The sequence below is a fragment of the Desulfovibrio piger genome (genome assembly GCF_951793255.1).
In the GTDB taxonomy this organism is placed as follows: domain Bacteria; phylum Desulfobacterota; class Desulfovibrionia; order Desulfovibrionales; family Desulfovibrionaceae; genus Desulfovibrio.
Map to the genome: position 1 here is coordinate 936,069 of NZ_OX636706.1, position 15,176 is coordinate 951,244.

At 66.3% G+C, this 15,176-nt stretch carries 12 protein-coding genes; 5 read left to right on the top strand and 7 right to left on the bottom strand.

What is annotated here, in order from left to right; all coding sequences use genetic code 11:
* Window positions 1-69: 69 nt before the first annotated feature.
* Complete coding sequence (locus Q4I12_RS04360; RefSeq protein WP_040369675.1) at window positions 70-984, top strand: DMT family transporter; 915 nt, start codon at window positions 70-72, stop codon at window positions 982-984.
* Between the two features lie 110 nt (window positions 985-1,094).
* On the opposite strand, the gene Q4I12_RS04365 is transcribed toward Q4I12_RS04360, so the two are convergent.
* On the bottom strand, window positions 1,095-1,469 hold the full coding sequence (locus Q4I12_RS04365) for a hypothetical protein (RefSeq protein WP_302260723.1): 375 nt from the start codon (window positions 1,467-1,469) through the stop codon (window positions 1,095-1,097).
* A gap of 24 nt (window positions 1,470-1,493) precedes the next feature.
* On the opposite strand from Q4I12_RS04365, the gene mutL reads away from it, so the two are divergent.
* Complete coding sequence (mutL, locus tag Q4I12_RS04370) at window positions 1,494-3,674, top strand: DNA mismatch repair endonuclease MutL (protein WP_302260725.1); 2,181 nt, start codon at window positions 1,494-1,496, stop codon at window positions 3,672-3,674.
* 286 nt (window positions 3,675-3,960) lie between these two features.
* On the opposite strand, the gene Q4I12_RS04375 is transcribed toward mutL, so the two are convergent.
* Entirely contained in the window at window positions 3,961-6,654 is a 2,694-nt protein-coding gene (locus Q4I12_RS04375) for a heavy metal translocating P-type ATPase (protein WP_302260726.1), read from the bottom strand.
* A 171-nt stretch (window positions 6,655-6,825) separates the two neighbouring features.
* Here Q4I12_RS04375 and Q4I12_RS04380 point away from each other — a divergent pair, with 171 nt between their 5' ends.
* Window positions 6,826-7,275: a Cd(II)/Pb(II)-responsive transcriptional regulator gene (locus Q4I12_RS04380; protein WP_168935322.1), complete on the top strand. Its 450-nt coding sequence runs from the start codon at window positions 6,826-6,828 to the stop codon at window positions 7,273-7,275.
* Window positions 7,276-7,382: 107 nt separating this feature from the next.
* On the opposite strand, the gene Q4I12_RS04385 is transcribed toward Q4I12_RS04380, so the two are convergent.
* Entirely contained in the window at window positions 7,383-8,732 is a 1,350-nt protein-coding gene (locus tag Q4I12_RS04385) for a sugar transferase (protein ID WP_168935323.1), read from the bottom strand.
* Between the two features lie 140 nt (window positions 8,733-8,872).
* Window positions 8,873-10,063: a glycosyltransferase family 4 protein gene (locus Q4I12_RS04390; RefSeq protein ID WP_302260727.1), complete on the bottom strand. Its 1,191-nt coding sequence runs from the start codon at window positions 10,061-10,063 to the stop codon at window positions 8,873-8,875.
* Window positions 10,064-10,449: 386 nt separating this feature from the next.
* On the opposite strand from Q4I12_RS04390, the gene Q4I12_RS04395 reads away from it, so the two are divergent.
* A complete protein-coding gene (locus Q4I12_RS04395; protein WP_302260729.1) occupies window positions 10,450-11,472 on the top strand; it encodes an NAD-dependent epimerase/dehydratase family protein in 1,023 nt (340 codons plus the stop codon).
* 437 nt (window positions 11,473-11,909) lie between these two features.
* On the opposite strand, the gene Q4I12_RS04400 is transcribed toward Q4I12_RS04395, so the two are convergent.
* The 3 genes from Q4I12_RS04400 to Q4I12_RS04410 form a co-directional block, all read right to left on the bottom strand.
* A complete protein-coding gene (locus Q4I12_RS04400; protein ID WP_204625855.1) occupies window positions 11,910-12,422 on the bottom strand; it encodes an adenine phosphoribosyltransferase in 513 nt (170 codons plus the stop codon).
* 44 nt (window positions 12,423-12,466) lie between these two features.
* The gene (locus tag Q4I12_RS04405; protein ID WP_168935327.1) at window positions 12,467-12,808 is read right to left on the bottom strand and encodes a hypothetical protein; all 342 of its coding nucleotides are present in this window, start codon (window positions 12,806-12,808) and stop codon (window positions 12,467-12,469) included.
* 172 nt (window positions 12,809-12,980) lie between these two features.
* Window positions 12,981-13,580, bottom strand: coding sequence for a hypothetical protein (locus Q4I12_RS04410; RefSeq protein WP_204625854.1), 600 nt, complete (start codon window positions 13,578-13,580; stop codon window positions 12,981-12,983).
* Window positions 13,581-13,711: 131 nt separating this feature from the next.
* On the opposite strand from Q4I12_RS04410, the gene serS reads away from it, so the two are divergent.
* Entirely contained in the window at window positions 13,712-14,989 is a 1,278-nt protein-coding gene (gene serS / locus Q4I12_RS04415) for a serine--tRNA ligase (protein ID WP_168935329.1), read from the top strand.
* Window positions 14,990-15,176: the final 187 nt, after the last annotated feature.

Genomic DNA, 15,176 nt, shown 5'->3' on the forward strand with positions numbered 1-15,176 from the left:
CTGCTGCGACGCACGGAGGCCCGGACCGGCCGCGCCTCCGGCCCCGGCTACCGAGGAGGAGATATCGTCATGTGGGTTCGCATCTGGCCGCATCTGGCCCTGCTGCTGGCCATGGTTTTCTGGAGCACGTCCTATGTGGCCCTGCGCATCGCGCTCAGCGCGCTGGATCCGTTCACGGTCATGGCCGGGCGCATGGGCGTGGCCACATTGCTGTTCCTGCCGCTGTGGGGCGGGCTGCTGCGCGACCTGCGCCGCAAGGGGCAGTGGCGCTGGCTCCTGCTCATGGCCTTTGCCGAGCCCTGCTGCTACTTTTTGCTGGAGACCCGCGCCCTGTGCCTGACCACGGCCTCGCAGGCGGGCATGATCATCTCGCTGCTGCCGCTCATCACCGCCGTGGTGGCCTGGCGCCTGCTGGGCGAGCGGGTCAGCCTGCGCGGCTGGATAGGCTTTGCCCTGGCCGTGGCCGGGGTGGTCTGGCTCTCCCTGCAGTCGGCCGTGGACGAGACCGCCACGGCGCCCGTGCTGGGCAATTTCTTCGAGGGGCTGGCCATGGTCTGCGCCGCCCTGTATACCGTGCTGGCCCGGCGTCTTTCCGCCGCCTATTCGCCCTTGCAGATCACGGCCGTGCAGTCCTTCGTGGGCATGAGCTTTTTTGCCGGGCTGCTGGCGCTGGCGCCCCTGGACTACACGCCCGTGCTGCTGCATGTGGAAGTGCCGGACTGGGCCCCTTGGGCCAGTGTGGTCTATCTGGGCGGGGTGGTCTCGCTGGGGGGCTACGGCCTGTACAACGTGGGGGTCAGCCGTCTTTCCGCCGCCGGTGCCGCCGCCTACACCAACCTTATCCCCATCCTGACCCTGGCCAGCGGCGTCATCCTGCTGCGCGAGGTCTTCCTGCCCGGCCAGTACATGGCCTCGGTGCTGGTGGTGGCCGGGGTGCTGCTCAGCCAGTGGGGAGGCCAGAAAGGCCGGCGCGAGGATAGTTAGGGGCTGTGCGGATTTTTGGGGAAGATGTCCGGCAGGTTCGGAAATATAAAAAACAGGGCGCCCGCCTCCTGAAGGAGACGGGCACCCTGTTTTGGGTCTGCGGGAAAGGATCAGGCATTGCCCGCGTAGAACACGTGGCGGGCGCTGCGGGCCGCGCTGATGCGGTAGATCTGGATGGTGTAGCGGCCCTTGCCGCCGCACAGGGGGCAGGAATCGGTGATCAGCACGCAGCTGGCATCCAGTTCCAGCGGGTCGATGCCCACGGCCGCCAGCAGGCGGCGGGTGCGCCCCTTTTCCCAGACGATGGGCGCGCCGCAATGGTCGCACTCCACATAGAGCATGTCGGGATCGAAGGCTTCCGGCTGCGGCAGCACGGGCACGTTGACCGTATGGGGGGCCTCTTGCCGCGCGCTCAGGGAGCGGCTGCCGTGCAGCAGGGGGCGTCTGCGGTTGAGGGGGCGCCGGAGGGCGCGCTTGCCTTGCATCTGGCGGCCGGATAGAGTGGCCGCATGTCTGGAGTATCTCGTCATATTCGTTTGTTACCGCCTGAGTTGCGCAATCAGATCGCCGCCGGCGAGGTGGTGGAGCGCCCGGCCAGTGTGGTCAAGGAACTGGTGGAAAACAGTCTGGATGCCGGCGCCACGCGCGTGGACGTGTTTTTGGAGAACGGCGGCCAGAGCTGCATCCGCGTGCAGGACGACGGCGCGGGCATCGCCCCCGGCGAACTGGAACTGGCCGTGACCCGTCACGCCACCAGCAAGATCGCCAGCATGGACGATCTTGAGCATATCGCGTCCTACGGCTTCCGTGGCGAGGCCCTGCCGAGCATCGCCTCGGTGGCCCGCTTCAGCATGGAATCCGCCGTGACCGGAGCCGACGGCGGGACGGAGGCCAGCCGCATCGTGGTGGAATTCGGCCGCCTGCTGGCGGTGGAGCCTTCGGCCCTGCATCGGGGCACCATCGTGGAAGTGCGCGATCTGTTCACCAATATACCCGCACGGCTCAAGTTTTTGAAGACCCCGGCCACGGAGCTCAAACGGGCCCAGGACTGGCTGGTGCGTCTGGCGCTGGCCCGCTGCGACGTGGGCTTCACGCTCAGGGCCGGGGAACGCGAGGCCCTGCGCTTTTTGCCCGGGCAGAGCCTGCGCGACCGCCTGGCCCTGCTGTGGCCGCGTCTGGTGGTGGAGGCCCTGCGGCCGTTCGATGCCGAACGCCACGGCATCCGGGCCCGGGGGCTGGCGGCCCTGCCGTCGGTGAGCCAGCAGCGCGGGGACCGCATCCTGCTGTACGTCAACGGCCGCAGCGTCAGCGACAAGCGTCTGCTGGCCGCCGTGCGCGAGGCCTACAAGGGGCGCATCACCAGCCGGGATTACCCGCAGGTGGTGCTCTTTGTGGACATGCCGCCCGACATGGTGGACGTCAACGTGCATCCGGCCAAAAGCGAAGTCCGTTTCCGGGACGAGTCCTCGGTCTTTTCCGCCGTGCTCCATGCCGTGCAGGGGGCCCTGGTCAGCGATGTGGAAAGCGTGCTGGATGCGGCCCGCGAAGCCGACGATGCCCGTCCCGTGGCGGCGCAGTCCCGTCTGTGGGACGACCTGCCCCCGCGCCCGCAGGGCTTTTGGGGCAGCGCCGATGCCGCGCCCCTGATGCGGCATGCGGAGGACGAGACGCGGGAAGACGAAGGCCAGTGGCAGGTGCGGCGGCCCGATGCGGACGACGGCACGGTCCCCGAGTACATGGCGGGCACGGGAAGCGTGGTTGATGCCCCCTCCATGCCGTCATCTTCCGGCAGTGCGGCGGCCTTCGCCTCCGGGCGGACGGCCCCTGCGGGCCTGCGGGAAGCCGTGCCTCCTTCGGCGTTTTCGGCCGCGTCCTTTGCGGAGGATGCGGAAGGGACGGGACGTTTGTCCGCCGACAGACAGGAATTTTTCGAGAGCGCCCGGCAGACGGCCCGCATGGCCATGCCGCCCGACCATGTGACGACTGCGGCAGGCCATGAGGACACGGACGGGACCACAGCGGAACGCTTTCCTGTGCCGGAGACGGACGGGCCGGAGGGCCTGCCGGGAACCGGGGAGGCCGTCTGCGGCTCCGGTACTGCCGTGACGGACGAAAGCGTCGCCGGACGGCATGAGCTGGTGGTGGGCGGCCTGACCTATCTGGGCCAGGTGGCCGAGACCTACCTTGTCCTGCGCGATGCTTCCGGCGCCCTGATGCTGCTGGACCAGCACGCGGCGCACGAGCGCGTGCTTTACGAGCGTTTGCGCAAGGGGGCCTTCGCGGGCACGGCCCAGTGCCTGGCCCTGCCGCTGGAGCTGGCCCTGCAGCCGGTGGAAGAAGAGCGCTTTCTGGAAGTACGCGACAATCTGGAGCGCATGGGCTTCGATGTCTCCTGCTCCGGCGGCCGCCTGCTGGCCCGGGGCATCCCGCCCTCCCTGTCCCGCAGTGAAGCCGGGGAATTCCTGCGCGAGGTGCTGGCCGGTCGCAAGGACGACATTCGCGCCATGTTCATTTCCCTGTCCTGCAAGGGCGCCATCAAGGCCGGGCAGCGTCTGGCCGATGACGAGGCCGCGGCCCTGCTGCGGCAGTGGCTGCATACGCCGGAGCGGGAATACTGCCCCCACGGCCGCCCCAGCATTCTGCGCTGGGATGCCGTGGCGCTGGAGAAACTGTTCAAGCGGCGGCAGTGAGGCCTCCGGCCCTGTGGCGTGCGGCGGCGTTCCCGTACGCTGCGGGAAGGCCATGTTCCGGTGCCGACGGGCCTCAGCCGCAGGGCGCATTTGCCCATGACCGGCGGGAAGTTGTTCTGACCGTGCAGGGAAAACGGGCATCCGGGTGCCGTATGGATAAAAAAGACCGGGACAGTCCCTCAGGGACTGTCCCGGTCTGTCATTCAGGGGATGGAAGCAGCGGGGCCTCACAGACAAATGCAGAGTCCCATGAAGCCGCGGCTGCAGCTGCCGCATCCGGGCATCTCTATTGCCGCATGGCCCGCAGGCCGTTGGCCACCACCAGCAGGGCCGTGCCCACGTCGGCGAAGACGGCCATCCACATGGTGGCGTGACCGGTGAAGGTCAGGGCGAAGAACAGCGCCTTGACGCCCAGCGCCAGCGTGATGTTCTGCACCAGGATGGCAAAGGTGGCCCGGGACAGGCGGATGAAGCGGGGGATCTTGCGCAGGTCGTCGTCCATGAGCGCCACGTCGGCGGTCTCGATGGCGGTGTCCGTGCCGTTGCCGGCCATGGCGAAACCGACGTCGGCCCGTGCCAGCGCCGGGGCGTCGTTGATGCCGTCGCCCACCATGCCCACCTTGTGTCCCCGGGCTTCCAGTTCCTCGATGACGGCGAGCTTGTCCGCCGGGAGCAGACCGGCCTTGAAGCTGTCCACGCCCACCTGACGGGCGATGGCCGCTGCCGTGTGTTCGTTGTCTCCGGTGAGCATGACCGTGGTCACGCCCAGTGCCTTCAGTTCCTTGACAGCTTCCAGACTGCTTGCCTTGAGCGTATCGGCCACGGCGAACAGGGCCCGGATGCCGTTGTCGCCCACGAGTGCGACCACGGTCTTGCCCTGCTGCTCCAGCCGGGAGATCCGCTCGTCGAGGGCTGCCGGGTACCGGCCCAGCGATGCCGCAAGGGCGCGGTTGCCCAGATACCAGCGCCGGCCGGCCATGATGCCGCTGACGCCCTGACCGGGCAGGGCCGTGAAGTCGTCCACGTCCTGCAGGGGGATGTGGTCCGCCAGGGCGGCCTGGGCGATGGCCCCGGAAACGGGATGGTCGGAGCGGGCCGCCAGACTGGCCGCCAGCGAACGGACGGCCGCTTCATCTTCCTGCCCCGTGCAAAGGCAGTCGGTCTGGCGCGGCTTGCCGTGGGTGAGGGTGCCGGTCTTGTCCAGGGCCAGGCAGTCAAGGCGTCTGCCCTGTTCCAGGAACATGCCGCCCTTGATGAGGATGCCGTAGCGGGTGGCGGCGGCCATGCCGCTGACGATGCTCACCGGCGTGGAGATGACCAGGGCGCAGGGGCAGCCGATGACCAGTATCACCAGCGCGGTATAGATGGCGTCCGTCCAGGCGCTGCCCAGGAACAGGGGCGGCACCAGGGCGGCCAGCAGGGCCACCAGGAAGACGGCCGGGGTGTAGTAGCGCGCGAAGGTATCCACAAAGCGCTGCATGGGGGCGCGGCTGCCCTGGGCCTCTTCCACGGCATGGATGATGCGGGCCAGCGTGGTGTCCGTGGCCGCGGCGGTCACCCGGAATTCAAAGGAGCCGGAGGTATTGAGGGTCCCGGCGTAGACCGTGTCCCCGGCCTGCTTTTCCACCGGCATGCTCTCGCCGGTGATGGGCGACTGGTCCACCAGGGAACGGCCGTCCAGCACCAGACCGTCCAGGGCGATCTTTTCGCCGGGGCGCACGCGCACACGGCTGCCCACGGCCACCGTGCGGATGTCGGCTTCCTGCCAGCTGCCGTCCTCTCGCAGCACCGTGGCCGTATCGGGCGCCAGGGCCAGCAGGTCCTTGATGGCGTTGCGGGCCCTGTCCAGGGCCTTGGCCTCGATGGCTTCCGAGACGTTGAACAGCACCATGACCATGGCGGCTTCCGGGAACTGCCCGATGAGCACGGCCCCGGTGACGGCCACGGACATGAGGGCATTGATGTTCAGGTCGAGGTTGGAGACGGCCAGCCAGCCCTTGCGGTAGGTGGTCAGGCCGCTCAGCAGGATGGCGATGAGGGCGCAGCACAGGGGCAGGAGCGTCAGCACGGGCCAGCCGCCCACGCTCCAGGAGGCCATGTCGAGACCGAAGGGACGCGCCCCCCAATGCTGGATGAGTTCCAGGATCTCGGAAAGGGCGGCAAAGCCGCCGGCCACGGCCAGCCGCTTCCAGGAGATGCGGGGGGCCGGGATGGCATCGTGCGCCTGTGTCGTGCCTTCCAGCAGCCGGGCGCCCATGTCCAGCCCTTCCAGAGCGGCGGTGATGGCCGGGAGGGCCGCGGGCTCGTGCCGCACGCGCACATGGCGCTGCATCAGGTCGATCTCAAGGCCGAGCAGGCCCGGCAGGCCCTCCAGGGCCTTGCGGATGAGGCGTTCTTCCGTGGGGCAGTCCATGCCGCTCACCGCAAAGACGGCCGTGGCGCCTTCGGCGGCATCCAGCGGCTCCGGCGTCATGTCGATGGCCTTCAGGGCCGCCTCGATGGACGCGGTGGACGGGAGCTCATGCTTCACGGTGAGCACGCGCTGCATGAGGTTGAAGGTGAGGCCGGTGATGCCGGGCACAGTGGCCAGCTTCTTCCTGATGAGCGCCTCTTCCATGGGGCAGTCCATGTTGAGGATGCGGTACACGGCGCGCGTGGCGGAAGGGGCCGCCAGCGTGCTCCAGTCCACGGCCTGGGGCGCGTCATGGCCGCAGCAGCAGGAGCCGTGCTCGTGCGCATGGTCGTGGTCGCAGCTTTCGTGGTCATGCGCATGGCAGCTTTCCGCATGGGCGTGCGGGTGGTCGCCGTGTCCGTGGTCATGGCCGCAGCACTCGTGGCTGTGGTCATGGCTGTGGCTGCCGTGCTCGTGGCCGTGGTGTTCGTGCCCGGCGGGCAGGGTGGCATGAAGTACCTTGTCACATACGAAGCCGTGCGGGTGCCGGGCACCGCAGGGGCATAAAAACAGTGTTTCACTGCTCATGGTCGTTCCTCCGCGGGGATGCCGGTGTCCGGCGTCCCCTGGTCGTTCTTGCTATAGACAGACCATAGGGCCTATAGTCACTATAGGGTCAAGAGGGGAGGAAGCGTTGGAAAAAAATTTTTTCCGGCAGCTGCCGTTTCGTCCCGGACAGGCCCGGACCGGAGGACGCGCATGAAAGTGAAGATAGGCGAGCTGGCGAAGATGACCGGCTGTCAGGTGGTCACCATCCGCTATTACGAGAAGGAAGGGCTGCTGAAACGCCCGGAACGCACGGAACGGAACTATCGTCTTTACGGGGACGAGGACATCGCGCGGTTGCGCTTCATCCGGCATTGCCGCCGGCACGGCATGAGCCTGGACGAGATCCGCACCCTGCTGGTGTACAGCGACCATCCCACGGGCAGCTGCGACTGGATCAACAGGCTCATCCGCACGCATATCGAAGCGGTGGAGCAGCAGATACGGGATCTTGAGCACCTCAGGGCGCATCTTGAATCCCTGTACCACAAATGCGACGGCAGCCGGGAAGGGGGCTGCGGCATCCTGAAGAGCCTCATCGACGGCGAGAACTGCCAGTACTGTCAAGCACGGCAGCAGCGCACGGGGCAGGAGCATCCCTGAGCCCCGCAGGGCCGTCTTTGGGCCCCTCTGCATTCGGACGGGAAGAAAAAAACGGGGCGGATCAGCCGGCTGATCCGCCCCGTCGTGCGTGTACCGGGATGTCCGGCCTAGCGCGCGCCCTTGGGGAAGAGCACCACGCCCACGGTCTTGAAGATGATGTGGATGTCCAGCAGGATGGAGATGTTCTTCACATAGAACAGGTCGTATTCCAGCTTGTGGCGGGCATCTTCCTCATTGGCGCCGTAGGGGTAGCAGACCTGGGCCCAGCCGGTGAGGCCGGGCTTCACGGTATGGCGCAGGCTGTAATAGGGGATGTGTTCCTTGAGCTGCTTCACGAAGGTCATGCGTTCGGGACGGGGACCGATGAAGCTCATGTCGCCCTTGATGATGTTCCAGATCTGGGGCAGCTCGTCGATGCGCACCTTGCGGATGAACTTGCCCACGCGGGTCACGCGGGCGTCATTGGCGGCGGCCCAGACGGCGCCGTTCTTTTCGGCGTCGGTACGCATGGAGCGGAACTTGTAGACCGTGAATTCCTTTTCATACAGGCCCACACGATCCTGACGGTAGATGACCGGGCCCGGCGATTCCAGGCGGATCAGCAGGGCGGTGATGAGCATGATGGGCGCGGCCGGGATGAGCAGCATCAGGGACAGGAACAGGTCGAAGGCGCGCTTCAGGCGGCGCAGGCTGCCGCGGGTGTTGAGCGAGAAGCCCTCGGTCTGCAGCAGCCATTCCTCGGTGATCTGGGAAAGGGGCAGGCGCTGCACCACATGCTCGTAGAAGGTGCGGATGTCCACCACCATGGCGCCGTGCAGCTTGGCTTCCAGCAGGTCATGGGCGATGTCGTCGTCGATGGGGGCGTCGGGCAGGAGCACGATCATGGTCGCGCCGTGCTTCTTGGCGGCTTCCAGGGCCATGAAGGGCGGGCCAAAGCACTCACCGGCGTCGGGATCCTGGTCCTTTTCCCCCACATAGCCCAGGATGCGGGCCTTGGGCAGGCCTTCGGCCAGCAGCTTGCGCACCTTGCCGCCGCGGTCCACGCCCACCAGCAGGACGCGCAGGGGATGGGTCAGCTTGTCGGCATTGAGGTAGTAGAGGAAGCGCCAGCCCAGGCAGAACACGAAGGAGAGCGCGAAGAGCAGGAGCACGGTCACGCGGTCGAAGCGCCAGTTCTCCAGGGCGAAGGACGCCGTGGCCGAGCTGATGATGCCCAGTACGCAGGCCACCAGGATGCGGCCCAGGGTGTCCTTGAAGTCTTCCATGCCCACGCTGTAGGCATCGAGGATGTAGAAGAACAGCAGATAGAAGAAGATGGTGAACAGGGAGGCGCCGGTGTAGTCGTCAAAGACGCTCAGGTCGGGCGCGATGGTCACCATGCCCGAAACGGCCAGGGCCAGCAGGATGCAGCACAGGTCCACCACCTGCATCAATGCCATGCGGTAACGGCTGATCATAGTTTCTCCATTTTTTCGTACAGTGGACGGGACAGGCCCGTGGGCCGCCTGCGGCGGGCGGGCTGTCCCTGTGACCGCGAGACACCGTCGTCCCGGCGGGGCCGGGACAGGAGCGGGCCGCCACGGGCCCGCTTGCTTGTTTATCCGGCCGCGCGGGGCACGCGCATGTCGACCAGGATCTTCTCGGCCACGACTTCGGCATCGAATTCGCGGCAGGCCAGATCCCGGCCGGCGGCCCCCATGCGGACCAGCAGTCCGGGTTCGTCCAGCAGGCGGCGCATGGCGGCGGCCAGCGCCCGGGGATCGTGGGCGGCGCAGATGCAGCCGTTGACGCCGTCTTCCACCACCTCGCGGCAGCCGGGCACATCCGTGACCACGGCGGCGCGGCCCATGCTCATGCCTTCCATGATGGACGTGGGCGTGCCTTCACGCCACGAAGGCAGCACCAGCGCGTGGCAGGCCTCCACATAGGAGCGCACGTCGCGGGTCTCGCCCAGGTATTCGATGCTGCCTTCGTCCTGCCAGCGGCGCACCTGGGCCAGATCCACGCTGCCCAGGCCCTGTTCCGGCGGGCCCAGCAGCTGGAAGCGGGCGGCGGGGTACTGCGTTTTCAGTTCCTTGGCCGCGGCGGCGTATTCGGGCAGGCCCTTGGCCTCCAGCAGGCGGCCCACCAGCAGGAAGATGATCTCCCGTTCTTCGGGGGCGCAGCCTTCGGCGGGCAGGGGCGGCAGGGGCGCTTCGGCAAAGCGGCGGATGTCCACACCGGTGCCGCGCGCCATGAGCACGCGCGCGCTGCGGCGCAGGATGCCGACCTTGCGGAACAGCTCCGCGTCGTCGCGGTTCTGGAAAAACACGCCTTCGGCCCCGGCAAGGGCGCAGTGGTACAGGCCGATGCTCAGGCGGTTGACGCATTTCTTGAAGAAGTTGTCCGCCTCGAAGGCGTAGCCCAGGCCGGTGATGGTGGCGTAGATGTGCGGCACCCGCGCCAGACGCGCCGCCATGCAGCCGTAGATGACGGGCTTGATGGTGGAGGCGAAGAGCAGGTCCGGTTTTTCCTGTTTGAACAGGCGGTACAGGGCGTGCATGGTGGCCATGTCGCGCAGGGGATTGAGGCCCTTGCGGTCCAGGGGATAATGGCACAGGCGCACGGCCGGGCCTTTCCGGAAGGCGGGATCTTCTTCGCCGATGGCGCGGATGGCGGCCTCGGCAGCGTCGTCGCCCGCGGGCACGGCGCAAAGGACCACATGCCCGGCGGCACGCATGCGGCGCATGAGGACGGTCCAGAAATTGGAAGTGGAACGGGCCTGATTGCCCAGGATGAGTATTTTCACGGCATATCCTTTGCCCACCTGTCCGGCGGGTACGCTCCGTGATGGGGCGCTGTCTGTCCTGCGGGGCAAAGACCGTCCCCGCCTGGCCGGACCGGAAAGGGGAGACGTGTCGGCCGGGTGCGGCCAGCCCCCTGTTTGGTGGGCTCTTCACGGGCTATACCAGCATCCCTTGCCGCTGAAAAGAGGCAAAGGGGCCCTGCGGGCGGGGACAGGATGTGAACAAAAAAACGCGATTCCGGCAGGATGCGGCAAAAAAGCTCCTGCCGGGGCAGGGGGGCCGTCTTTTGACAGCGACGTCGGCACAGCGTACAAGGAAAGCACGCCGTCTGTGCCGCGAAGGCGGGGCCTCCCGGCGGGCAACCACGACCTCTGATAAGGAAGGCAATATGAGCGCCTATACCCAACTGTGCGAAAAAATGCGTGCCGAACCCTCCACCTGGCTGGTGACCGGCGTTGCCGGTTTCATCGGTTCCAACCTGCTGGAACATCTGCTCAAGATGAGGCAGACCGTGGTGGGTCTGGACAACTTCCTCACCGGTTACCAGAAGAACCTGGACATGGTGGAAGCCCTGGTGGGCCCCGAAGCCTGGAGCCGCTTTACCTTCATCGAAGGCGACATCCGCGATCTGGATACCTGCCGCAAGGCCTGCGAAGGTGTGGATCATGTGCTGCATGAAGCCGCCCTGGGTTCCGTGCCGCGCTCCATCGACGATCCCATCCTGTCCAACAGCTGCAACATCACCGGCTACCTCAACATGCTGGTGGCCGCGCGCGATGCGGGCGTGAAGAGCTTCGTCTACGCCGCGTCCTCCTCCACCTACGGCGATTCCCCCGAGCTGCCCAAGGTGGAAGACAAGATCGGCAACCCCCTGTCGCCCTATGCCGTGACCAAGTATGTGGACGAGCTCTACGCCGACGTCTTCGCCCGCTGCTACGGCTTCACCACCGTGGGCCTGCGCTACTTCAACGTCTTTGGCCGGCGTCAGGATCCCTACGGCGCCTACGCCGCCGTCATCCCCCAGTGGTTCGCCAGCCTGCTGAAGAAAGAGACCGTCTTCGTCAACGGCGACGGCGAGACCAGCCGCGACTTCTGCTACATCGACAACGTGGTGCAGGCCAACCTGCTGGCCAGCTTCGCCACGGACGAAGCCCGCAACAAGGTCTACAACGTGGCCTTTGGCCAGCGCACGACCCTGAACGAACTGTTCGACCTCATCCGTGAGGAAGTGGTGCGCCACATGCCCGAAGCCGCCACGGCCACGGCCACGCACCGCGACTTCCGTGCCGGTGACGTGCGCCACTCCCTGGCCGACATCACCCGCGCCCGTACCCTGCTGGGCTATGAGCCCCAGTTCGACGTGCGCACCGGCCTGCGTCTGGCCGGCGACTGGTACGCCGCCAACCTGTAGGCTGTCCTTTCGTTTTTGATGCCAAGGCCCCTGGCGCGTTTTCGCGCCAGGGGCCTTTTGTTTTCCAAAGGGAGGCGTTGCGGGGGAGTAGCCTCCTTTATCCTTGCTGCTGATGCCCGTAAGGGGCCTGCGGGCCGCCTTCAGTCGCGTTCAACACTCTCGCATCCCTCCTCCAAATGTGCTTCATCCAGAGGGAGCGTATCTTCTCCCTCCATCTCCCATGACATTGTATCCTTTCCCGTGCATATCTTCCTGTTCCATGTGAAACGGCCAGTCCCTCCTGCAAAAGCAGAAGGGACTGGCCGTTGGATAAAGCGCGCTGGGAAAGGGGGAGCTTGAGGGGGGACCCCTTCTCGCGCTAGGCGAGGGGTTCTCCCCTCAAAATAAAAGCCTTATGGCATCGACAGCTGCACCGTCACAAAAGGCAAAGCTCCAGACTATACGTGCAGCAGCACGGACAGGGGGATGTCGCCCAGCACCTTGCGGCCGCCCAGGGCATCCAGTTCCATGAGCATGCAGCAGCCCGCCACGGTGGCGCCGCTCTGGCCCACCAGACGGATCATGGCATCCAGGGTGCCGCCGGTGGCCAGGATGTCGTCCACGATGAGGACGCGATCCTCCGGCGTCAGGGCATCCTTGTGCAGACACAGGGTATTGGAGCCGTATTCCAGGTCATAGCTGGCCTCGAAGGCTTCACAGGGCAGCTTGCCGGGCTTGCGCACCGGGGCCAGGCCCACGCCCAGACGTTGGGCCAGCGGCGCCGCGAACAGAAAACCCCGCGCTTCGGCGGCCACGATGCGGGTGGGCCGCAGGGGACGGGCCGCATCGGCCATCCGTTCGATGACGTCCCCGAAGGCTTCGGGCGAGGCCAGCAGGGGGGTGATGTCGTAGAACAGGATGCCGGGCTTGGGGTAGTCGGGGACGTGGCGGATGAAGGAGGCGATATCCATGCGGGCTCCTTGGAGAAAATGTGGAAAAAGGAGAGGCTCCGGCATCAATGGCCGGAATAGTCCAGAACATTGTTGAGGGGCGCGCTGCTGCTTTTGACCTGCCCGCCGGTGAACACATGCCGGGTCAGGCGCCAGCCGTCCATGTCGAGCACGTCCAGCTTGCCCTGCATGTCCGGCGTCAGATGGGCGCGGAAGGCCTCCACCACCTCGTCTTCGGGAAAGTAGGAACCTTCCATGGAGATGCGGGCCATATCGCCTTCCTGACAGAGCAGGGGCACGTCCTCGTCGTCGTTGAGGGCATCGTGCAGGGCCGATTCCAGCGCCGCGTACAGGGCGGGCGTCACGGGGTAGACATGGCCGTAGGCCTTGACCAGGGGATCGCGCACAGCAGGCTCCGGGGAAAGGGGTTGCGGCAGGCGGACAGCAGGGGCGCGGCGCGTCCGGCGGCCGGGGCGAGGTCTCATTTTGGGGCAAGTGTCCCAAAAAAGAAAGGCCCCGCGTGCGGCGGGGCCCCGGAAAGCGAAGGGCTCCCTTTCGGGAGCCCCTGAGATATCCTGTCTACTTGCCGTCCACGATGGCCTTGATCTTGCGGGCCATGGGCTGCACCAGCTCGCGCATGCTGTTGAGCATGATCTCTTCCGCGGCGCCGCCGGTGGGGATGCCGCTGCGGTTCTGGCTGGAGTTGAGGGTCTCCTTGACCACGCGGCCGCTGCGGGGCGCCAGACGGTAGGTGGCGCGCATGGAGGTGGCCAGTTCGGTGGCGGAGACTTCACGCAGCCAGGCCTGTTCCACGGTACCGGTGACGATGTAGTCGGGGTTGCCGCTGCGGGCCTGGTTCTCGTCCATGGCGTAGGAGACCTGCACGCCCTGGCGGCGCAGCTCGTCGGCCAGACCGCGGCTCACCCACTGGGCCAGGTCGTCGCTGGCCACGAAGGCGCTGCCGTCACGGCGCACGCCGAGGTTGGTGGTGTCCTGACGGTTATCGGTGAAGGGCACCACGGTCACGCGCGGCGCATTGGGAGCGGGCAGCACGGGATTGACCGCAGGCGCGGGCGAAAGCAGGCGCACGGTATTGCTGGGACCGCAGGCAGTCAGGAACATGGCCAGCATGAGCGCCAGCGAAAGGAAAAGAAGGCGTGTGATACGGGCGGATTTCATGGCAAGGTCTCGCAGGATAGATGTTTTAAAAAGTTTTGAGACTTTTTATATACGCAATGCCCTTGTCTTGCAAGGTCTGGGGGCTCGTGGTAGCGTGGCCTCCACATTGCGCATGCTATGCAGGAGTTTTTATGATCGACCTCAAACTGGTGCAAAAACAGCCCGAAGTGCTGGCCAAGGCCCTGGCCGACCGGCAGTCGCCGCTGAAAGTGGATGAGTTCCTCGAACTGGACGGCCGCCGTCGTGCGTTGCTGGCCGAAGTGGAAAGCCTGAAACAGCAGCAGAACGCCGCCTCCCGTCAGGTGGCCCAGATCAAGCGTGAAGGCGGGGACGCCTCCCACATGATGGAAGAACTGGGCGCCCTGTCGGCCCGCATCAAGGCCCTGGACGTGCAGACCGCCGAAGCCAAGGCCGCTGTGGAAAACTGGCTCATGGGTGTGCCCAACATCCCGGACGCCAGCGTGCCCGTGGGCAAGGACGAGACCGAGAACGTGGAAGTGCTCCGCTGGGGCACGCCGCGCCAGTTCGATTTCGATATCCGTCAGCACTGGGAGCTGGGCGGCGCCGCTCTGGATTTCGAGCGCGCCACCCGTCTGGCCGGCAGCCGCTTTGCCCTGTACATGGGCTGGGCCGCCCGTCTGGACCGCGCCCTGGTCAACTTCTTCCTGGACCAGCATGTGAAGCACGAGGACTACATCGAAGTCTGTCCTCCCTTCATGGTCAACCGCGCCACCATGACCGGCACGGGCCAGCTGCCCAAGTTCGAGGAAGACCTCTTCAAGATGCCCGCCTGGGACTACTACCTCATCCCCACCGCCGAGGTGCCCCTGACCAACATCCACGCCGGTGAGGTGCTGGACGAAGCCGACCTGCCCCGCGCCTACTGCGCCGCCACGCCCTGCTTCCGTTCCGAAGCCGGTGCCGCCGGCAAGGACACGCGCGGCCTGATCCGCCTGCACCAGTTCACCAAGGTGGAGATGGTGCGTTTTGCCCATCCTGACGACAGCTTCAACCAGCTGGAGATTATGGTGGGCCATGCCCGCACCCTGCTGGAAAAGCTGGAGCTGCCCTACCGCGTCATCACCCTGTGCACGGGCGACATGGGCTTCGGTTCCGCCAAGACCTACGACCTGGAAGTCTGGCTGCCTGCCCAGAACACCTACCGCGAGATCTCCTCCTGCTCCAATTGCATCGATTTCCAGGCCCGCCGTGCGGACATCCGCTTCAAGCCCAAGGGCGGCAAGAGCACCTACTGCCACACCCTCAACGGTTCCGGTCTGCCCACCGGCCGCGCCATGGCCGCCATCCTGGAGAACGGCCAGCAGAAGGACGGCAGCATCGTGCTGCCCAAGGCCCTGGTGCCCTACATGGACGGCGTGGAAGTCATCGAGCCTGCGGGCAAGAAGTAGTCCACAGCCGAACAGCGAATCTGACAAGGCGGTGTCCCTGCGCGGGATGCCGCCTTTTTTCGTGCCCGTGCTGCGGAAAACGCCGGGCCCGCTGGGGAAGCGGGCAGCCCTGTCCTGTGGAGGGCCGGGATGCAGCGGGGGAAGGGTGGGGATACTTGCAGTGCCGGTCGTGGGGCAGGCGGTCCGC